Origin of the sequence: Sorangium sp. So ce1335, assembly GCF_051521615.1 — a bacterium.
Classification (GTDB): domain Bacteria; phylum Myxococcota_A; class Polyangia; order Polyangiales; family Polyangiaceae; genus Sorangium.
In genome coordinates this window covers 3,996,264-4,016,703 of the sequence record NZ_CP150363.1, presented here as the reverse complement: position 1 = coordinate 4,016,703, position 20,440 = coordinate 3,996,264, and the positions used below count along the sequence as shown (strand labels likewise).

The 20,440-nt window shown below is 69.1% G+C and carries 13 protein-coding genes; 5 read left to right on the top strand and 8 right to left on the bottom strand.

Annotated features, from left to right (window positions below; genetic code table 11):
- Positions 1–21 precede the first annotated feature (21 nt).
- The 6 genes from WMF24_RS14930 to WMF24_RS14905 all read right to left on the bottom strand — a co-directional run bounded on the left by WMF24_RS14930 (position 22) and on the right by WMF24_RS14905 (position 11,386).
- Complete coding sequence (locus WMF24_RS14930) at positions 22–930, bottom strand: tetratricopeptide repeat protein (RefSeq protein ID WP_437737069.1); 909 nt, start codon at positions 928–930, stop codon at positions 22–24.
- A gap of 612 nt (positions 931–1,542) precedes the next feature.
- Positions 1,543–3,576 carry an AgmX/PglI C-terminal domain-containing protein gene (locus tag WMF24_RS14925; protein WP_437737068.1) on the bottom strand — a complete coding sequence of 678 codons (2,034 nt, stop codon included), beginning with the start codon at positions 3,574–3,576 and terminating at the stop codon, positions 1,543–1,545.
- A gap of 89 nt (positions 3,577–3,665) precedes the next feature.
- The gene (locus WMF24_RS14920; RefSeq protein WP_437737067.1) at positions 3,666–3,893 is read right to left on the bottom strand and encodes a hypothetical protein; all 228 of its coding nucleotides are present in this window, start codon (positions 3,891–3,893) and stop codon (positions 3,666–3,668) included.
- Positions 3,894–4,318: 425 nt separating this feature from the next.
- Entirely contained in the window at positions 4,319–5,779 is a 1,461-nt protein-coding gene (locus WMF24_RS14915) for a tetratricopeptide repeat protein (protein ID WP_437737066.1), read from the bottom strand.
- An 11-nt stretch (positions 5,780–5,790) separates the two neighbouring features.
- The gene (locus WMF24_RS14910) at positions 5,791–9,642 is read right to left on the bottom strand and encodes a hypothetical protein (RefSeq protein WP_437737065.1); all 3,852 of its coding nucleotides are present in this window, start codon (positions 9,640–9,642) and stop codon (positions 5,791–5,793) included.
- A gap of 85 nt (positions 9,643–9,727) precedes the next feature.
- The gene (locus WMF24_RS14905; RefSeq protein ID WP_437737064.1) at positions 9,728–11,386 is read right to left on the bottom strand and encodes a tetratricopeptide repeat protein; all 1,659 of its coding nucleotides are present in this window, start codon (positions 11,384–11,386) and stop codon (positions 9,728–9,730) included.
- A 639-nt stretch (positions 11,387–12,025) separates the two neighbouring features.
- Between WMF24_RS14905 and WMF24_RS14900 the strand changes: the two genes are divergently transcribed.
- Together WMF24_RS14900 and WMF24_RS14895 are read left to right on the top strand one after the other, a co-directional pair.
- A complete protein-coding gene (locus tag WMF24_RS14900) occupies positions 12,026–12,886 on the top strand; it encodes a hypothetical protein (RefSeq protein WP_437737063.1) in 861 nt (286 codons plus the stop codon).
- Between the two features lie 7 nt (positions 12,887–12,893).
- Positions 12,894–13,445, top strand: coding sequence for a YraN family protein (locus WMF24_RS14895; protein WP_437737062.1), 552 nt, complete (start codon positions 12,894–12,896; stop codon positions 13,443–13,445).
- Positions 13,446–13,577: 132 nt separating this feature from the next.
- Here WMF24_RS14895 and WMF24_RS14890 read toward each other — a convergent pair whose 3' ends face one another.
- Both WMF24_RS14890 and WMF24_RS14885 read right to left on the bottom strand, forming a co-directional pair.
- The gene (locus WMF24_RS14890; RefSeq protein ID WP_437737061.1) at positions 13,578–14,447 is read right to left on the bottom strand and encodes a HAMP domain-containing protein; all 870 of its coding nucleotides are present in this window, start codon (positions 14,445–14,447) and stop codon (positions 13,578–13,580) included.
- Positions 14,448–14,523: 76 nt separating this feature from the next.
- Positions 14,524–15,300 (bottom strand): HEAT repeat domain-containing protein, encoded by a 777-nt coding sequence (locus WMF24_RS14885; RefSeq protein ID WP_437737060.1) that lies wholly within the window; start codon positions 15,298–15,300, stop codon positions 14,524–14,526.
- 509 nt (positions 15,301–15,809) lie between these two features.
- Here WMF24_RS14885 and WMF24_RS14880 point away from each other — a divergent pair.
- From WMF24_RS14880 to WMF24_RS14870, 3 genes are all read left to right on the top strand, one after another.
- Positions 15,810–17,579 (top strand): carboxypeptidase regulatory-like domain-containing protein, encoded by a 1,770-nt coding sequence (locus WMF24_RS14880; protein WP_437737059.1) that lies wholly within the window; start codon positions 15,810–15,812, stop codon positions 17,577–17,579.
- Positions 17,580–17,716: 137 nt separating this feature from the next.
- Positions 17,717–19,081, top strand: a complete 1,365-nt coding sequence (gene ftsY / locus WMF24_RS14875) for a signal recognition particle-docking protein FtsY (protein WP_437737058.1) — start codon at positions 17,717–17,719, stop codon at positions 19,079–19,081.
- Positions 19,082–19,506: 425 nt separating this feature from the next.
- Positions 19,507–20,433 (top strand): outer membrane beta-barrel domain-containing protein, encoded by a 927-nt coding sequence (locus WMF24_RS14870; RefSeq protein ID WP_437737057.1) that lies wholly within the window; start codon positions 19,507–19,509, stop codon positions 20,431–20,433.
- The last annotated feature ends 7 nt before the right edge of the window (positions 20,434–20,440 follow it).

Sequence of the window (20,440 nt, the reverse complement as noted above, 5' to 3'; positions counted from 1 at the left end):
GCGCGGCGCGCGGCATCACGGCTACTGGCCACCGAGCCGCGCGACGAGCGTGTTCGCCGTCTCGCACTCGGTCTTGAAGCTCGCCGCCCTTGATCCCTTGCAGGCGCGCGTTGTGAACCCCTTGAGCATCTGGATCGCCTCCTGCTTCCGCGGCGGATCCAGGGTCGCGTACGTGCTCCCGAGACTCCAGAGGATCTGTACGGACTCGGGGCCGTCCTGCGGCGCAGCCGCCTTGGCGGCCTCGAGCTCAGCCACCATCTCCGCGGTGGATCCGCGCTCCTGGTAGACCGACGCGAGCAGGCTGTGGACGCCGAAGAGGTACTTGTCCCCGGGCTTCGCGAACGACTTCGCCTCCTTGAGCACCTGCTCGGCCTCCTTCGCGTAGCCGAGGCGGATGTACAGGTCGGCGAGCGCCGCGTAGTAGCGGATCTCGTTCGGGTTGTGCTCGATCGCCTTGGTGAGGTTCTCGAGCGCCTTCTGCTCGTCGTCCGTCCAGAGGTAAACGTTCCCCAGCTGCGAGTAGCAGTCGGCGAAGTTGGGGTCGTTCTCGATACACTTCTGGTAGGGCTCTTTGGCCTCTTCGTAGGAGATCGTCTTCTTCTTCGCCTGCTGCTCCAGCGCCCAGCCCCGCTCGAACCAGTAGTTGGCGAACTTCGGAGCGATCTGCGTGGCGCGCGCCAGCGTCGACGCGACCTTGTCCCACTCATCCCTCTTCTTGTAGGCCATCGCCAGCTTGAAGAAGATGCGGTGGTTCGTGGGGTCGAGCTTTGTGGCTTGCTCGTACTTGGTGGCCGCCCCTTCGGGATTGACGGCGACCTCCTTGTCGGCCTGATTCGCCAGGATCACGGCCTCCTGCCGATGCCGGGAGCAGCCCAGCCCCGCCGCGCTCGCCGCGACCAGCCCAACCATCAAGAATGCCCCAAGCTTCATCTCACTCACCTTTCGAGTGGAGCCGGCACCGTCGGCTCCTCAGTGATCCTGGGCGTCGCGCCGCCCTCTCCAGCATCCCGGCAGCGGCTGCGCCGCTCCGTGTCAGCAACCCGGAGCCGGCTGCGCCGCTCCGTGTCAGCAACCCGGAGCCGGCTGTGCCGCTCCCTCCGCAACCCGGAGTCGGCGGCGCCGGCTCCGTCCACAACCTGGAGCGGGCTGTGCCGCTCCGTCCGCAATCCTGGAGACGGCTGCGCCGCTCCTTCAGCAATCCCGGGGGCGGCTGGCGCCGCTCCGTGGTGTGGCACCGTCACAAGCGTCCTGAGGTGGCGCGCGTTCAACCTCGCGCGGCGTCGCGAGAATAGGCGGATGCAACCGCGGAAGTCCAGGGCTTCAGACCCCGCTCCTGCGCGGGTCTGCACGGCGTTCGGGCGGCGCCTGCCCCCCTCCCCCGCGGCGCGACGCGCGACGACCGGGCCACCCTGCCGCCGACCCCCGCGCGACCGCCGGGGGCGCCGAGCGGCCCTCCGCTCCGGCCGCGTCCGGCGCTCGAAATGGCAAACGCCCTACACGGTCCGTGCAGGGCGTTCACACGCGGCGCGCTGTCAGGCGAGCTCAGCCGCCGGGGCTGAGCATGATCGGGTAGACGACCGTGACGATACCGCCCTCGGGCTGCGGGAACGACAGACCGTAGAAGGCCCGCACCACGCAGGAGACCACGCCGTTGTCCGGCAGGTCCGAACCGCCGTTACCCACGTTGGACACGGCACCATCGCGGCCGATGACGAAGCGCACCGCGACGCGGCCCTGGAGGTTCGGGTTGTTCCTGAGGCCGTTCTCGTAGCAGAGCCGGAACCGACCGAAGTTCTGGCGAACGATACGCTGGATGACCTCGGGCGGCAGACGGCCGCTGACGCTCGTCGCACCCATACGCACCTGCGGCGGCTTGGTGCGATGCGACCCACCGAGGCGGCCATGGCCGGAGCCGAAGCCCTGGCCCGTGCCGGTGCCGGCGCCGTGGCCGATGGTCCCGATGTTGCCGAGGCCGATACCCTCGCCGCGACCGCCGCCGCCCTCGCCGATGCCGGAGAGGCCGAGGCCGCCCGCGCCGAACGAGTCGCCGATCTGATCGCCCCACATGTTGCCGCGGGCGCTCAGCGGATCGTTGCCGAGCGAGTCGTCGCGCCCCCACGGCGCGGTCGGGGCGTTCGGATCGCCGCCGGCGCCGGCGTTGAGGAGGCCGATCATGCCGAACTCCGCGGCGTCGCGCAGCGCCGCCTGGCGGGCGATGTGCGGGTCGGGGTTGTCGGCCGGGCCCTGGACGCCGTAGCGGTTGCCGGTGGCCTTGGTGTTCGGGTTGCCCATCGAACCCTCTTCACCCTTGGCGCGCGTGCCGGTGCCGCCCTCCTTGTTGTCCGCGGCGTTCTCGGCGACCTGCTCGGTCTCCTTCTCCTCCATCTCCTTCTCGGCGGCGGCCGCGAGGTACTGCTGGATGAGGAACTGCTGGTCCGCGGAGATCCCGTCCTCGCCCGTGTCGCCGAGCGGCGGCATGAAGAAGGCCATCGCCGCGAGGAGGCCGAGGTGCACCGCCATCGACAGGCCGGTGTACAGAAGGCTCTGCGTGTCGAGCTGGAAGTGGCCGGCCACGACGCGGCCCGCGTTCACGGCGGACACCTGGAAGATGATGCCGTCGAGCTCGACCTTCGCCTTGGCGCCGGACGGGAGCGACATCTGGTAGGCGCCCGAGAGCTCGGAGCACGGCTGGGCGCGCCCCTGGTCGATCGCCTGCTGCAGCGTCAGCTTGGCGTGCCCCGGGACCTCGATCGTCCCGGTCGCGCGGGGCAGGAGCACCACGGAGACCGAGCCGCCGCGGTCCGCGAGGATGATGGGCGCGCGCGTCGTGCCGAGCTTCTCCGACGGGATGAAGTAATCGCACTTGAAGTTCTTGCCCTCCTCCTCACCGACGTAGAAGGAGCGCGGCGGGGTGAGGTGCGCGACGTGGAGCACGGCGGCATCCCACATGATCATGATCTCGACGGACGCCGCCGGGACCTCGACCTCCTCGCTCGGCACGTCCGGCCCGTTCTTCACGAGCGTGTACGTGTAGGAGCCCTCCGGCGCGTCCGGCGGCACCTCGTCGACGGCGGGCGCCGACTGCGCGAACGGGTTGTTGTAGGCAAACGGGTCCGCCCCCGCGGTCGCGGCGAACGGGTTCGCGGGCGCGGCGGCGAACGGGTTCGCGGGCGCGGCGGCGGCGAACGGGTTCGCGGGCGCGGCGGCGAACGGGTTCGCGGGGACGGGCTTCGCAGGGCCCGCCGCCGCGGCGACCGCCACCGGCTCGGCGCGCTCCAGCATGATCTTCGTGCCGCCGATCTGGAGCTGATCGCCTGGGCTGATCTTGCACTTGTTGACGCGCGCCCCGTTCACCATCGTCCCCGGCTCGTTGCCGAGATCGATGAGCGTGATGTCCTGCGGGGAGGCGACCTCGATGACCGCGTGCATGCGCGAGGCAAGCTCGTCATCGACACGCAGATGGCTCTTCGCGTCCTTGCCGACCTTGACGATATCCTGCGTGATCGTCTCCCGACGGACGAGCGCCTCGTTCTGGTAGAGCGCAAATGTGAGAGCGACCCTTTGCTTGCCTTCCATCTCCGCCAGCCTTCCCTATGCGCTCCGCGGCGCACGCCCCCAGCATCTGGGGATAAATCGACAGGGCAGGTCCCAACCTGCCCGGTACATCAGAGGTTCTCGACCGACTTGAGCATCTCCGGGACGAACGAGGTGCGGGGCCGGATCAGCGTCGTCCGGACCGGGCCGGGACGAACGCGGATGGTGGCGTCGTTGGGGCCGAACCCGCCGGCGTTCAGCGGATCGTCGGAGAACTCGTACCCGTAGCCCTCCTCCTTCTTCCCACCGCCGCCGCCCGTCGCCTGGGCCTCCTGCGCGAACGCCGATGAGGCGACCATGCTCGTAAGAACGGCAGCCACGACTCCCGCACCCAATCGGGTCAACCCTCTCATTCCAGCCTCCTCAGAATGTTCCGACGCAGTTACAGTGCCATTGTACCGCCTCACGCGGCGGCCGGTCAACCAGCTTCGCAAGCCATCGAGGCGGCAAAGAGCACGACCCACGTTCGCCTCGACAACCGATTCAACCCAAGGTTCCCAGAGCGGTGCCACGAAAGTGATCAGCCCCCCTCTCCTTGATGCGGCGGGCATACGGCGCGCGCGCGACGAGAGAGGGGGGCTGGCTGCGCTGTCCGACGCGCTGCGGTGAGGTCGATGCACCTGTCGAGCTCGCCTGGAAACCTGTGGTATTCCTGGCTCGCACTCCTGGGCTCGTGCCGCTCATGACGTGCGTCGGACAGCGCTCGGGACAACGCTCCTGCTGCTTACGGAGCCGGAGTGGCTCCCTCCTCCTCGCTCCCGGCAGCAGCCTCCTGCTCGGCCTCCTTCGTCTTCATGTCGGCCTCGGCCGCCTTGCGCTCGGCCTCGGTCTGCTTGTTGAAGGCGATGATCTGGTCGATCTCCTCCATGCGCTCCTTCGACCGCTTCACCGCGTCGGCGAACTCGGCATTGGAGCCCGCCTTCTGGATGAACTGGCCGAAGAGACCCTTCGCCGACTGGAGGGCGCCCTCGGCGGCCTTGCCGCCCGACTTCGCCTTGTACTCCTGGGTGAGGATCGCCTCGTTGTAGTAGGTCTCGGGGCGATCGGGGGCGATCCGCTTCGCGGCGTCGAGCTCCGCGCTGGCGGCCGCCACCATGTTGTCGAAGTTCGCGTCGTCGATCTGACCGCGCAGGGCGAGCGCGAGGCCCAGGTGAGCGTCGTAGTCGTTCGGACGCATCTTCAGGGCCGCGCGGTACGCCTCCTCCGCCTGCTGGAACCCACGGAACTGGAGGTTCACCGCGGCGTAGTTCATCTGCGCCTCGTAGAAGGTCGGATCGAGCTTCCGGGCCAGGTTGAACTCCTGCACGGCGCCGTTCAGGTTCGAGAGCTCGACCTGGATCATGCCCGCGGTGTTGTGGATCGGCGCGTAGTTCGGGTTCTTGCGGATGGCCTGGGAGCAGACGAGCGCGGCGAGCTCCAGCGCCTGCGTGTCGACCTTCTTCTGCTTGCTGACGTTCGTCGCGACCGCCTTGCCCGACTTCCGGCCGGCCTTCTGCTTCGCCGTCTCCAGGTAGTAGATGGCGAGCTGGTTGAACGCCGGCATGAAGGCGTCGTCGACCGCCAGCGCGCTCTGGATGTACCGCTTCGCGCGCTGGAAGTCGTTCGGGCCGTCGCTGTCGGCGACCTGGTTGCCGCGCTTCATGTACAGGAGCGCGAGGTGCACGAGCGCCTCGACGTTCTTGTACTGGGCGTCGACGACCGCCGCCTGGCGCATCTCGCGGATCGCCTCGTCGATGTTCTTCTCGCCCGATTCGGCGAAGTTGTAGAGCGCCACCTGGACGCGCGCCGGGTGGAACTTCGGGTTCTTCTGGAGCGCCTGCTGGAAGTGCTGCTTCGCCTCCGGGTGCTTCTTGCAACGCTGGTACGCGAGCCCCGCGTTGTAGATGGCCTCGGCGAACGTCGTGTCCCCCTGCTCGTCCGCGGCGTCGAGGAAGAGCTGGGCCGTCGAGCTGCACGTCGCCTCGGTCCAGTCGTCCGCCTTGTCGTGCTGGACCATGGTGTCCATGGCGGTCTTGAACTTGTTGGCCGCCGCGACCGACACGGCGTTGCCCTTGCTGTCCGTGAGCGCCTTGCCGGTCGTGGGATCCTTCGCCCCGCGCGCCGTGCCGCCGGCGCTCCCGCCGCCACAACCCGTGGCGGCAAGAAGGAGCACCGCGACCGCTGCCAATGACGTGATGCTTCTCATGGTTCGCTCCATCACTTCTTGCGTCGGGTCGTGGCCCGATCGAGCGCCGAGCCTTCCTTGGAGGCGCCGGGACCCGCCGGTGCTTCCTTCTTCTCGTCGCCCTCTTCCTTGCCGGCAGCCGGCTTGTCAGCGACCGTCAGCGCCTCGCGGTACGCGGTCCCGTCGAGGTTCAGCGGCGCGGGACGATCGCTCAGGCCGGAGTTGACGCGCGACGGGGAGCCGCGGAATTCGTCGATGAGGTGGTACTCGGCGCCGTAGTTCTTCGACAGCCACACCTCGCAGGTGCGCGAGTAGTCGTCGAAGTACTGGTACTTCACGGACAGGTCGAGGCAGGTCTTGAACGCGCCCTTCGCCATCTGCTTCTGCGGCTCGCTCGCTTCGTCCAGGCGCGAGTAGTACTCGCCCCGGATCTCGTCGTACGAGACGTCGGTACCCGGCACCATCCCGCGGCCCTTCCACTCCTTCGGGATCGGCGCGGCGCGGAACTCGGCCACGAACTTGCCCCACATCTGGCCGACGCGCGCACCGGCCGCGATGACCCACTTCGGCGGAGGCGTCGGCTCCAGCTTGAGGATCTTCTGGTACTCCGCGTCGGCCGCCTCGATCGCCGGGCGCTTCTTCTTCACCCAGTCGGCGACCTTCGTGTTGATGTGCTTGAGGACGTCCTCGCGGTTCCCGGCGCCCTTGTACTCGGGGAACCTGATCTTATCGACCTCCTTCCGCTTCTGCTCGGCGAAGTGGAAGTAGGCCTCGCCCACGGCGGTCAGCACCTTGCCGAGCCGGCGCAGCTTCTCCGGCTCCTCGCCGCCGATCGCGTCGAGCTTCTTCAGCGCGGCCGCCGGGTCCTTCCAGTAGTTCCGGACCTTGTTGTACTCGGCGTTCGCCGGGGTCACGCTCTTCGTCTGCAGGAGGACGCGCGCGTACATCGTGTGCGCCTGGACCTGGACGTCGAACGTCGCGTTGCGGTCGATCTGCGGCATCGCCGTCGACAGCCGCCGCCGCGCCTGATCCCAGTCCTCGCGGTCGATGTAGTGCGCGCCGATCGCGAACGCGATCTGCGCCGTCTGCGCCGGCTTCGCCCTGCCGTAGTTCTTGTTGAAGAGGTCCGCGTCCTTGATCGCCTGGTCCTCCTGGCCGAGGCCGAGCCGCAGCACGACCGCGTCCTGGAGCGCCTCGGCGGCCTTCTCCCCCTTCGGGTTCTCGCGGGCGTAGCGCTCGTACCAGTTCGCCGCCTCGTCATAGACCGCGATCGCCTGGTAGTTGCCGCCGATCTCGTAGATCGACGTCTTCGCCAGCTCGGTGTTGTGGAGGTTGTACCGCGGGTCGAGCAGGATCTTGCGCGCCGCGATCGACTTCGCGATGAGGCGAGCGGCCTGGAACGCCTTCGCGGCGTTGTAGAGGATCTCCTCGCTCTTCTCGCAGGCGGGCTGCTTGGCCTCGCAGGCGGCCTCGCCGTACTTCTTCCACATGTCCATGTACGCGACGGCGGCCTTCTCGTAGTTCTTGAGGGCCTCGACGCCGCCGGACGCGTCCGCCGCCTCGACGAGCTTCTGGGCGCGCAGGCGCTCGATGTCGCGCTGGATCCGGATCAGGATGCCGCACTGCTCGGCGTTCTCCTTCTCCTTGCCGCCCTTGCAGTAGAGATCGATGAACTTGGGCACGTCCGCGGCCATGTCGTCGTAACAAGACGGACGCGGCGGGTCCATGTTCGCGCCGAGGACGTTGAGCGACTCGAGGTAGAGCTGCGAGGCGTAGATGCCGACCTCCTTGTCGGCGTGGTTCAGCGCCACGTCGCGGAACGCGAGCGCGGCCTCCTCCCAGTGCTGCGCCTCGAAGTACGTGCGGCCGCGCGCGTACTTCACCTCGACGTACTGCTCCTGCGCCTCCTTGTCGTTCGCGGCGGGCTTGATGTAGCAGACGTACCGGTTGAAGGCGGTGATCATGCCCTTCTGGGAGTCGCTGAACTCCTTGGGCTGGAACTTCGCCTTCTCGGCCTTCTTGTCCTTGTCGCCCTTCTTGCCCGTGCCGGGATCGGGGAGGTTGCCGCCCCCCTTCCTGTCAGAGCCGTCCTTGTGGGTCTCGGTGTAGATGTTCTGGTAGCAGAGCACCGACGCGTACGCGGCCTCGGCCGCCTGCGGGCCGTTCGGGTCCTCGGCGACGACCGAGTCGAACGCGGGGCCGCACTTGGCCCAGTCCTTCTGGAAGTACAGAAGGTCGGCCATCGCGTACTTGATCTTGAAGATGTTCGGCCAGTCCTCCTTCAGGATGCGGGGGAACTCGAACTTGGCGAACTGCTCCTGCTTGAAGTTGTTGACGACCTTGTCGTAGAGTTGCGCGGCGAGCTGCATCGTCTTCTTGTCGCCGGTGCCGCGCACGCCGCCCGAGCCCACCGCCTCGAGGTGCCAGGCCATCGCCGTCTCGGTCAGCAGACCGGCGGTGATGTTCGAGCACTTCAGCTTGGCGTCCGCCGGGTGCCCCTCGTTCTGGAACTTGTTGTGGACGTCGAGCTGGCGCCCGAGCACCTCCGTGATCTGGTCCTTGTTGCCAGACTTCATGGCGAGCGTCGCCTCGGCGATGTGCCCCTGGTAGACGCAGGACTTCGGGCCCCGATCGCGGGTCATCAGGTCGGTGTAGAGCTCGATGCCCTCCCGGTAATGACCGGTGTCGAGGTAGCTCATCCCGAGGTCGTCCATCATCTTGAACGTCTTCTCGGAGCTGCCGCCGGCGTCGCCGCTGAGCGGCCGGAAGAAGTCGTGCGACTTCCGCGGGTCGCCGGCGAGCGCGTAGACGGGGATGATGTCGCGACGCGCCGACACCGCGAGCTGGGCCGCGTTCGGCATCTGCTGGAACTGCTGGCCGTACTCGATCGTCTTCTTGAACTCGCTGATCGCGCGGGCGAAGTCGCCCTTGTTCCAGTAGACGTACCCGAGCTTGTAGTGGGCGTAGCCCCAGACCTTGTTCTCGGGCGGCGGGTACTGCGTGACCTTGACGTACGACTGCTCGGCGAGGTCCCACTTGGACGGGTCGCCCTGCGCCTCGTTGAAGAAGAGCTCGCCGAACGCGAGGTACGCGTTCGGGATGTACTTCGAGTTCGGCCAGTTCTTGATGAGCTCGAAGTAGACCTTGCGGGCGTCCTCGAGCTGCTGCGCCTGCTCGTACTCGTAGGCGAGGTAATAGAGGACCTCGTCCGTGCAGCCCGTGCTCTTCGCGGGGTCGGCCGCGTTGGTGCTCTGGCAGTACTTCGGGTACTGCGTCTTGAGGTTCGTGTAGTACTTGATCGCGCTCTTCCGCGCGGCGACGAGGATCTTGTCGGCCTTGCTGGCCTCCGCCCGGAGCCCGGCGGCCGCCTTCGGGTTCTTCCGCTTGGCCTCGTCGGCCTTGATCTGCGCCTCGGTCTTGTCGCGGAAGGCCGCCGACTCGAGCTCGACGTAGCCCTCCGCGAGCCGCCGCATCAGCTTCGGCCGATCCGGCGCGTTCTTCGGCGTCGAGGCGAACAGGCTCTCGAGGCCCTGGATCTCCGTGATCAGCAGGCTCCTCACCTTCGGGGCGAGGCGATTCCGCCGCTCGTCGCGCTGCGCGGAGGCCTGCGAAGCGGTCGGGTTGGCCGGCTTCGTCACCTGGTCCCGCTTCTTCAGGTTCATCCCCTGCGGGGCCGACTTGAAGCTCACCTGCGGCTTCTTGCCCGCGGACACCGTGAGCTTCCCGCCCGGACAGGCGGCGATCGCGTCCTTCGCGGGCTGCGTGATGCACGCGTCGGCCGCGGACGCGGGGCTCGCCGTCGCCGCGCACGCCGCCACGGCCAACGTGCCTGCCGCCGCGCGGAGCGCATGCAGTACACTGAACTTCGACTGCTTCATCTCCATCTCCGTCCCTCCGCCACGGACCCCCGTGAGGAAGCGCTTCCTGCCCCGCGGCCCACGGCCGCGGGGCAAACCATGATGAAACCTCTCACTTGCTGCATTTCGACGTCACGACCTGCCGGTAGAAGCCCAGCTCATCGCGCCAGTACTCGCCGTCGAACGGCCACAGCACGTGCTCGTCGTCGGGCTTGACGACGCCGTAGGTGAGCGCGTCCTCCTTCGAGAGCTGCCCGCTGACGACCTGCTGGTCGAGCTTGTTCCTCTCGGCCGCGGTGATGTCGATGAGGATCTTCGACGAGTCGCGGAGGTGCTCGTTGAGCTCGTCGAGGTTGCGCTGGTAGCGCTCCCGTCCGAGCGTGCCGGCGTTCCGGACCGCGAGGCTCCGCGCGAACTCGAGGGCGTCGGTCACCTCGCTGCCCACCGGGGAGTTGCGGAAATTCGCGGGCGCCTTCTTGAACCGCGCCGCCTCCTCGTCGAGCACGCGCACGTACTCCATGTTGCGGCGGAGCTGGCGGTCCGAGAGCGCGTTCTCGACGATCGGGCGGACCGTCGGCGACAGGTTGGCCTTGCCGTCGCTCACGTCCTTCAGGAACTGGAAGAAGCGCTCCTCGTTCCCCTCGCCCTGGAAGCGGGTCAGGATCGCCTCGAGCTCCTTCTTGATCGGCTCGTACTTCTTCTTCATCTTCGCGACGATCGTCGTCGCGTCGCCGTACTGGCAGATCGTGAAGGAGACGACGGCCTTCAGGATGTCGGCCTCGGGATAGAACGAGTTCGGGAAGTAGGGCGACTCGATCGTGTGGATGTTGCCGAGGGCCTGCGGGTACAGCCCGGCCATGAAGTACGCCCAGGACTGCTCGAAGAGGCTGTCCAGCCAGTACTCGCTCGCGACGTCGACGCGGTTCCAGTACTTGACGGCGGCCGAGAGCTTCGCGGCGTCGATCGTCGGGACGTTGTTGTCGTCGAGGCGGACAGACGCGGAGTAGTAGGTCCGCGCCATCGAGAGGAACGCGAGGTCGCGCATGCGCGCCTCGTCCTCGACGCCCTCGACGCCGTCGTCGATCGCCTGCACGATGCGCTGGAACGACTTGACCGCCGGCACCGACTTGCGGAGCTGGACGTACGAGATGCCGCTGAAGAACTGGGCCTGGACGTAGTACTTGCTGTTGGGGTCGACCTTCGCGAAGAGGCTGATGGCCTCCTCGTAGTTCCGGTTCCGGTACTTGTAGCGGCCGAGCAGGTAGTTGAGCTGCCAGTAGAGGTCGCGCTGCTGGGGGTTGTTGAACCGCGCGATCTGCTCGGTCTTGTACTTGCCGACGCGCTCGATGATGTCCGCCGGCTCGGGGAGCTGCGTCGCGAGCTTGGACAGCCAGAGCAGCGTCTCGTTGAACTTGAGGTGGTTCGGCTTGTCGGCGATCTGCGAGAAGATCGCGTAGCTCGCCTGGTAGAACTGCAGCCGGTAGAGCGCGATCGCGAGGTGGTACTGCGCGATCTGCCGGTTGCCCTCGTCATCGCCGGTGTCGCCGTCGACGACGCGCTTGAGCTGGAGCGCGGCGTCGCTCCACCGCTCGCTGTCGAACAGCCGCTTGCCCTGCGCCGCCTGCTCGGTCATCTGGCCCGCGGTCACGGGGCCAGCATCCTCGTCGAGGTTGATCTCCTTGTTGGGCTTCGTGCCGCCCTTGGCGTCCGCCTTTTCAGCCGCGACGGGCTTACCCTTGCCCTGCGCATGCCCCATGGCGGGGGTGAGCAACAGGGCAGAAGCTACAAGGCAGATACTCGCCACCCGGTTCCGCATCGTCGTTCCTCGCTTTCGGCGACGTAAAGATCGTGGCCCCTTCGCCCCGTTCGCGGCTCCACACACCGGAAGCGCGCGCCGTAGACCCCCGAGGCGACTCGGTCGAGAACCAAAAAGTTCAATGAGAATCAACGGATACTTGCGTGTGGCCGGGGATGGTAGGATTGTGGCGCGCGGCTTGTCAAGCGATGCCAACGGTCGGGCTGCTCTACATTCCGGCCCTCAGACACGGGGCCCCGCGTCGAGCTTGGGGTGGCGCACTGCGTAGGAGTCGAGGGTGGAATGTTGGAACCGAGGTGCGCTTCCCTCACGGGCGCGCCGGCGCGGCGCCACGGGCGACGGCGCGGCGGTCAGGTGACGGGCGGCTGCCAAGGGAGCGACCGGCGCGGGGTCGAACGGTCCGCGCGGGCGACGGCCCCCCAACGTCGGCGGTGGCGCGCTCCATCCGGCAGTTGACGCTCCCGGCGCGGTTCGTCTAGGGTCCAACCGCTGACGTTGTGCCTTTGAGCACCTCGACTTGAGCGTTTCTTGCCTCCCGTCCGCGCGCCTCTGCCGAGGCGATGGCGCGCACCGCCGCCGAAGGAGCACGTTCTGATGACCCGTTCCATTCTGTCCGGCCTGCTCGGCCTGCTCAGCGTCGTCGCTATGGCGAGCCTGCCCTCCGCGTGTGAAAGCGGCGGCGTGGGCGACCCGTGCCTGCCCGAAGACGAGTACGATCCGCAGTTCGCTGGCTTCAAGGTGACGGAAGAGAACATCGAATCGCGGTCCTTCCAGTGCCAGACGCGGATCTGCCTGGTGAACCACTTCCAGGGCCGCGTGAGCTGCCCGCGCGGCCAGGAGGCGCCTGCGACCTGTAAGCCCGGCGAGGGGGGCTGCACGGACTGCAGGCCGTCAGGAACGTACGCGCCCGACTGCGATCCGACGACGGATGACGCGGGCGCGGGCCAGTGCCTGAGCGGCGCGTGCGATCCGACGGGCTCCTTCTGCCGGTGCGACGGCACCGAGGACTGCCCGAGCGATGATTGGGTCTGCCTCGAGGGGGTGTGCACGCTGCACATCTGCCGCGACGGCTTCGAGGGCTGCCAGGACCCGACGAAGTCGCCGGAGGAGAACGAGGGCAAGGCCTGCTGCGTGCCGGGGACCGAGGATCCCGTCGCGTCGCCTGTCTGCGGCCAGTGCGGCGCCGACTCGAACCGGAACGCGGAGCAGGCGGTGTACTGCTCCTGCCGCTGCGGCGTGGCCGAGGGCGAGCGGGAAGAGGACTACCAGGACTTCAACTTCTGCGAGTGCCCGCAGGGCTTCGAGTGCGCGGAGATCCGTCCCAACGTCGGGCTCGGGGATCGGAACATCACCGGCAAGTACTGCATCAAGCAGGGCTCGCAGTTCAGGGGCGAGCAGGACTGCGGCCAGGTGCAGGGGCGGTACAATTCGGAACAGTGCGAAGGCACCCCGTAGGCGTCGGGTGACGGGCGGCCGCCCCCCGCGCAGCCCTCGACGAGCGCCGGCCGATCAGGCCGGCAGCTCCCTCCCCTCAGAAGACGGATCCAGCTCAACCGAAGGCCGGCGCTCCGGGCGCGCGGCGCGCGCCGAGCGCGCCGAGCGCGCCGAGCGCGCCGAGCGCGATGATGCGCCGCGCGCTCCGGCGATCGAGGACGCCCGGCGTGCGCTCGGGGCGCGCGCGGAGGACGCCGTCGTCGCTTACCTGGCGGCGCAGGGGCTCGAGGTCCTCGCGCGCAACGCGCGGGTCGGCCGGCTCGAGATCGACGTGATCGCGCGCGACGGCCCGGTCATCGCGATCATCGAGGTGCGGACGCGCGGCGCCGGCTCGTACGTCCGCGCGCTCGACAGCATCGACGCGGGCAAGCGCGCCCGCGTGCGGCGCGCGGGCGAGCAGCTCTGGCGCGCGCGCTTCTCGCGCGTGCGCGGCGTGGAGCGGATGCGCTTCGACGCCGCCTCGGTGACGTTCCTCCCGGACGGCGAGGTCGCCGTCGAGCACATCAAGGCCGCTTTTTAGGCGCGGGGCTCGCCCGCGCGGCGACGGACAGCCGGGCGGGGCTGCGCGGGCCGCGGAGGCTTTTCTCTTTTCTGGGTTGATTTCAGGGCGGTTTCGAGCGGCTGCGGGGCAGCTCGATGGAGTGCGCACGCGTCAGGCGTCGAGCTGCTCTTGCATCTCGCTGCGGAGGCGCCGGAGCTGCGCGAGGCCCTCGGCGTCGACCTCGCGCGCGCTCTTCGAGGCGCGCGCGTCGGCCTCGATCTTCTCGAGGATCGCATCCATCTTGGCGATCTTGGCCTGCTGCCGCGCGCGCAGATCCTCGACCATCTTCTCGAACGCCTCGAAGAAGTGCTGGAGCTCGTCGCCCTTCCGCAGCCGCTCGCGGACGACGAGCTTGCCCTCGCCCACCTGGCGGAGCAGGCGCTTCATCTTGAAGATCGGGCCGGCGATCTTGTGGGTGAAGACGATGCCCGCCACGCCGACGCCGAGGACGAGCAACGACAGGAGCGCGACGATGAGGCGGAGCAACATCTGCTGGTTGTGCGCGACCTCGGCGGCCTGCCGCTCGAGCGCCTCGGCGCGCTGCTGCAGCGTCGCCGCGTCGCGCTCGAGCCGCGCCTGCTCGTCCTTGAGCTTGCTCTCGTCGCGCTGCGCCGCCTCGCCGAAGGTCTTCGCGAGCTCGGGGTCGTCCTTGTACTCCTTCGCGATGTTCATCGCGACGACCTCGCTGACCCGCCGGCTCTGGACGAGCACCTCCTGGCCGCGCTTGACGGTCTCCTGGCCCTGACGGACGGTCTCTTGCCCCTGCTGCACCGCCGTGCGGCTCTGCTCGATGATCTTCGAGCTGGCGTTCCACAGGAGGACGCCGAGCGCCACGGAGAGCGCGAGGCTGATCCCCACGAGGAACCCCGTGTATTTGAGCTGAAATTTCTGATCGAGCAGGTAGTTCCGCGCGCTCCGCTGGTAGCGCGCTCTGACCTCCGGCGCGGAGGTCTGCGGGGCCGTGCTGGAAGCGTCGCTCATGGGATCCTCGAAGCTGGCTGGAGATGACAGGGGTCGTGACGCACTGGGAAAGCCAATGTCGAGCTGCGGTGACGCGTCAGAGCGAGGCCACGATCTTCTGGAAGGTCTCGACCGCGTTCTCGACGCACATCTTCATCAGGACGTTCTCGCTCTGGACGTCCTTCGTCGGGGTGCCGCTCTGCGTGAGCTTGGGCGCGAACTCACCCTGGAGCGACTTGGACGGATAGGTCCACATGCTGACGCGGACCACCTGCGTGAGGTTTCCGCCCTGGTACACGGCCGGCTCGACCGTGGCGAGGAGATAGAAGCCCTTCAGCTTCTTGCCGTTCAGAATCTTCTTGCCTTGAGCCACCGTCTCGCCCTTGGGCGCGACGGCGTAGCCGGGCCTCGCGAGGATCTTCGACTGCATCGCGGCCCGGAGGAGCGGCTCGATCTCGGACTCGGGGCGGCCGGTCTTGTTCGTGATCTCGATCGCCACGTAGTACTTCGTGTCCGCGCCCGGCGGAGGCGGCGCCGCCACGCCGCCGCCAGACAGCGAAGCGATCGACTTCTGGATCTGCGACTTGACGGCCGGCGTCTGCTCCCGGCCCTCGGCCCGCTGCAGGCACGCGAGCCCCGCGGGCTTGCCGAGCTTGCCGAGCGCCGCGGCCGCCGCGACCTTGACCGACGCGTTGGCGTCCGAGAGGGCGTCGCAGAGCGGCTTCGTCGCCGCGTCGTCACCCGACGCGCCGAGCGCGAGCGCCGCCTGCGTGCGCACGCGGTAGTCGTCGTTCGTCTTGAGCTGCTGGGCGAGGTAGCTCGTGCGCTGTTCCGCGTAGAGCCTCGTGGGGATCAGCGAGAGTACGAGCGTCACAGCCAGCAACACGAGCACAGGAGAGGGGCGACGCATTCCACGTCCGACGATACACGAGCGCATCGCCGCCGTGGCGATCGGATGATCGCTCCTGCCCCCGAAAATCGGTGCGCACACGCTCGCACTTTTGCCTTGCATTCGCTCGCTCCTCGCTGCGGCCGGACTGAACGGTTTGACGCGCACTCCCCGCGGGGCTTCAAGGCCGTGAAGCATGGTGGGCACAGGGCGAACACGACATCACCATCCACTTATCCATATCGGCATCGGCGGCGCCGGACGCGCGCCGACGTCCGCGGCGTGCACGTCCGCTCACGTCCGCTTACGTCCGCGCTCGCCACGCGCCCTCGCGCTCGGCGCTCGGGGCGAGGTCGAGGCGACATCGAGACGAGGTCGAGGCGAGCGGGCGCGAGCGCGGCGCGGCGGCGGCGCTGCTTCTCCTTGCCCGGGCTCCGCCCGCGTGACGAATAATGCGCGATCATGACGACGGGCTCGCCGGAGGCTTTCGGGAGATGAGCGCCGTGACGCGATGGTGGCCGGGGGTGCTCCTCGCGACGACCGCGCTCGCCGCGGCGCCCTCCGCGCGCGCGCAGACGCAAGGTGCGCCGCTGCGCATCCATGTGCGAGGCAGCGCGCAGATCGACGCGGTCGCGTGGACCGAGCCCGACGGGTTCGTCGTGCGCGGCAGCGTCGTCGACGACGCGCGGAGCGCGATCGCGCAGGCGCCGATCTCCATCGAGGCGCTCTCGAGCGGCGGCGCGCCCGTGGACCTGCCGCCGGCCGAGGCGTGCGCGGCCGAGGGCGCCGGCCGCGCGCGCGAGCACCGCGCCTCGCAGGGCGGGTACGTGATCGCGACCGACGAGCGGGGCGCGTTCTGCCTGCGGGGGCGCGCGCCGCTCGCGGACGCGACGCTGCGCGTCCGCTTCGCGGGAGGCAAGCTCCACGAGCCCGCCGAGGCGAGGATCCCGATCGAGGCGCACGCGGCGCCGCTCGCGCCGGTGAGCCTCCAGATCGATCCGCCGGTCGACGCGATCGATCTCGATCGCCCGACCGTCAACGTCACGGTGTCGCTCCGGATCGAGCGCAGCGCAGCGCTCGCGCGCGGCGCGCCGTTCGAGCGCGAGCGGCTCGCCGTCGCGCTCGAGGACGAGCGCGGCGCGAGGCTCGCGGAGGCGCCGACCGGCGGCGACGGCCGGGCGCGGTTCGAGCTCGCGACGGAGAGCCTCGGCGGCGCCGGGCAAGGCGTGCTGCGCGCGCGCTTCGAGGGGACCGACGCGCTCGCGAAGGCGAGCGTCAGCCAGGGGGTCATCCGGTACGCGCAGGTCGCGCTCGCGCTCGCGCGCCCCGTCGAGCGGGCGCGCGCGGAGGACGGCGTGCCGATCGACGTCGACGTGACGTCGTCCCGCGGCCCGGTCGACGGCGGCGTGGTCGAGGCGCTGCGCGCGGGGGAGCCCGTCGGCGCGGCGGACGTCACCGCCGGCAAGGCGCGGGTCATCGCCGCGTTCACCGCCGAGCGCGAAGGGACGGAGCCGATCACGCTCCGCTACGTGCCCGCCGCCCCGTGGTGGATCCCCGGCGCGGAGCTCGCGATCGACGTGCCCGTCGCGGGCCCCGGCGTGTGGCGGCAGGTCGCGCTCGGCGCCGCCGTCCTCGCGATCGCGGGCTGGGTGCTCGGCGGCTGGCGCCGGGCCCCGAAGCGCGCGGAGCCGCGCGCGAGCGACGAGAAGCCCGCCGCGCCGCCCGGCCGCGCCGGCGTGCGGATCATGGGGCCGATCGAGGACGCGACCGGCTGGCGCGGCGTCGTCTCCGACGCCCACGACGGCGCGCCCATCGCGCGGGCCGAGCTCACGATCGTGGTGCCCGCGTTCGACGGCAGCGGCGTCGTCGCGCGCGCGGTGACCGACGACGACGGCGAGTTCTCGATCGAGGCGCCGCACCGGAGCGACGCGAAGCTCGTGGTGCGCGCGGCGACGCACAGCAGCTACGAGCAGGCGCTCCCGCCGCCGAGCAGGCTGGGCATCGCGCTGGTCACGCGGCGGCGCGCCGTGCTCGACCGGCTCGTACGCTGGGCGCGGCGGCAGGGCGCGCCGTTCGAGGGGCCGCCGGAGCCGACGCCCGGGCACGTGCGCCGCGCGGCGAGCAGGGCCCAGCAGCACGAGGTGGAGCTCTGGGCGACCCGGATCGAACACGCGGCCTTCGGGCCCGAGCCCGTGGACGAGCGGGTGGAGCAGGAGCTCGGCGCGTCGGAGCCGAAGCCGGGCATCTCGCAGCTCGCCCCGTGAGCCGGGCGGCGCGCGGCGGCCGCTCCGCCGCCGCGCCGGCCTCGTGTTTCGATGGCCGGATCGGGCGACCCCTCGAGCGCACGTTGACGTATGGGGTGCGTCCCATATAGTCGGGCCCCTCGCCGGAGAACGCCAACGTGGAAATCGCCCTAATTATCGTCGGCCTCGTCGTGGTGGCGGCGATCGTCTACTTCGTCACGAAGAAGGCGGCGCCACCCGAGATCGAAGCGCCCCCCGAAGCGAAGAAGCTCCCGGAGAAGGCGAAGCAGCCCACCGCCAAGCCGGCCGACAAGCCGCGCCCGCAGAAGAAGCCTCCGGCGGAGGAAGAGCCTCCGGCGAAGGCGAAGGAGCCCGCGCCGCGGGAGGAGCCGCCCGTCGCGCCGCCCGCGCCGCGCGAGGAGGCGCCCGCCGCGCCGCCTGCCGCCGAGCAAGCGGCGCCCGAGGCCGCTGCGCCCGTCGTGGTGGAGGAGGCTCCCCCCGCGCCCGTGGTCGAGGCGCCGGTCGCCAGGCCGGCCGCGAGGCCCGCGCGGGAGACGACGCCCCCGGGCGCGCGCAAGCGCGACATCGAGGGGCTCCGCAGGGGCCTCACGAAGGTGCGCGAGAGCGAGGGGTTCTTCGGCCGGCTCAAGGCCCTGTTCGCCGGCAAGAAGGAGATCGATCCCAACGTCGTCGAGCAGATCGAAGAGGTGCTGCTCACCTCCGACGTCGGCGTGAAGACGACAGAGCTCCTCCTCGACGAGATCCGCTCGGCGCTCAGCAGGAACGAGCTCGCCGACACGGACAAGGTCTGGGACGCGCTGCGCGAGCACGCGAAGCGGATCCTCCGCGTGGGCGCCGGCGGCGGGCTCTCGCTGAAGACGCAGCCCACCGTCGTGATGGTCGTCGGCGTCAACGGCGTGGGCAAGACGACCACGATCGGCAAGCTCGCCACGCAGCTCAAGGCCGAGGGCAAGACGGTGGTGCTCGCCGCGGGCGACACGTTCAGGGCGGCGGCGGTGCAGCAGCTCAACGTCTGGGGCAAGCGCGTCGGCTGCGAGGTCGTGCGCGGCAAGGACGGGGCGAACCCCGGCGCGGTGATCTTCGACGCGATCCAGAAGGCGAAGGACACGGGCGCCGACGTGGTGCTCGCCGACACCGCGGGCAGGCTGCACACGAAGACGAACCTCATGGAGGAGCTGGCCCGGGTCGCGCGCACGATGAACAAGGCGATGGAAGGGGCGCCCCACGAGACGCTGCTGGTGCTCGACGCCACGAACGGACAGAACGCCATGCAGCAGGCGGCGCTCTTCAAGGAGGCGCTGCCCATCACCGGCATCGTGCTGACGAAGCTCGACGGCACCGCCAAGGGCGGCGTCATCCTCGGCATCTGCGCCGAGCACGGGCTGCCGGTCCGCTACGTCGGCATCGGCGAGCGCGCGGAGGATCTCCGCGAGTTCGAGCCCGACGAGTTCGTCGAGGCGATGCTCGGCCGCGCCAGCGGCTCCGAGGACGCGGCCGCCTGACGCGCGGCGGGGCGCCGCGCGCCCCGATCGACCGATCTCTACGTCACCCCCCAATCACTTTTCTCGACAGCGGTCCAAGAAACGGGCGATGGTCGTGGGGGCTCGGGCCGCCGCGGCCCCGCCGCTGGACCGTCAGGAGCCGCCATCGTCATGTACGCCCGTCGCACGCACATCGGCGGATCCGAGCCTGCGGTGATGTTGCAGTCCATCCGCGGGTCGGCGCGAGTCGACCGGGCGCGCCGTCGACGGCCCGCCACGGTCGTCCGTGGCAAAAGGATTTGGTTGTTGATCCTTCGATTTTCGGCGTGATATAGTCCGTCGGGCTTGGCGGTTGACCGAATTAACTAATAAATTCGAGTAGTTAGGAAGCTGTACTACCTGGGCGATCGATCGCTCGCATCGCACGGACTTCGGAAGGGATGGCGATGAACCAGGCTCGCGTGGGGCTTCTCGTTGCGGCTGCGCTGGTCGCGGTGCCGCTCACGGCGTCAGCTCAGCAGAATGAGCAACCCAAGGAAATCAACCTCGACGAGCCAGAGACTCCTGCCGAGGGCACGGAGCCGGCGGAGGCCCCGGAGGCCGGGGCCGAGGGCGACGATGAGGCGGGGCTCGGGGACATCTGTAAGATCGACCCGTCCGCGTGTCCCACGATCGACCTGAACAAGGAGGCCGCGAAGGAGCTCAACCCTGAGACCTACGCGGTGCAGCAGATCTACGCGCTGCGCTATCACCGCTTCGAGGTGAACCCGTACTTCGGGTTGACGATGAACGACCAGTTCGTCGGTCACAACGGCCCCGGGCTCGCGGTCAACTGGTACCTGACCAACGTCCTCGCGATCGGGGTCAACGGCAACTGGTACGGCGGCCTCAACACCCCGTCGGATTTCAACTTCCAGACGAGCAGGGCGGCCCGTATCGGTGAGCCGATCACCGAGTATCAGTGGAACGCGAACGCGAACTTCACGTACGTCCCCGCGTACGGCAAGTTCGCCGGGTTCAGCGACTTCATCTTCCACTACGACTTCTATGTGCTGGGCGGCGTCGGCGCGATCTCGACGCGCCCCATGGCGGTCGTCGATCCGGACAACCGCACCTTCGAATGGAAGCCGAAGCTCGCATTCCACGTCGGCGGCGGCCTCCGCATCTTCTTCAACCGCTGGTTCGCGGCCATGGCCGAGGTCAGCGACTACATCTTCTTCGACGAGCTCGAGAACCCCAGAGTCGTTCAGGGCCGTGAGCAGGACAAGAGCACGTGGCTCGCCGAGGGGAACAGCTTCACCAACAACGTGCAGGCACAGGTCGGGTTCTCGGTCTTCCTGCCGTTCTCCTGGGAATATCGGCTGCCGAAGTGAGGCCTTT